A 346-nucleotide genomic window follows, 5' to 3' on the forward strand; every position below is an offset into this window, starting at 1 on the left:
AATGCCTTCCATCATGCAGCCATCACCCAGGAACACGTAGGTGTGGTGGTCGACGATGTCGTGGCCAGGACGGTTGAACTGCGCGCCCAGGACTTTTTCAGCCAGGGCGAAACCGACGGCGTTGGCCAGACCCTGACCCAACGGGCCAGTGGTGGTTTCAACGCCCGGGGTGTAACCGAATTCCGGGTGGCCCGGGGTGCGGCTGTGCAATTGACGGAACTGCTTGAGGTCGTCGATCGACAGGTCGTAACCGGTCAGGTGCAGCAGCGAGTAGATCAACATCGAGCCGTGGCCGTTGGACAGCACGAAGCGGTCACGGTCGGCGAACGATGGATTGCTCGGGTTG

At 61.6% G+C, this 346-nt stretch carries 1 pseudogene; it reads right to left on the minus strand.

Annotated elements, in window-relative coordinates:
• A pseudogene (locus ACIP1X_RS28885) lies at positions 1–346 on the minus strand (transketolase); the annotation flags it as partial.

The sequence above is a fragment of the Pseudomonas sp. NPDC088885 genome, assembly GCF_044750025.1.
Lineage (GTDB): Bacteria > Pseudomonadota > Gammaproteobacteria > Pseudomonadales > Pseudomonadaceae > Aquipseudomonas > Aquipseudomonas rustica.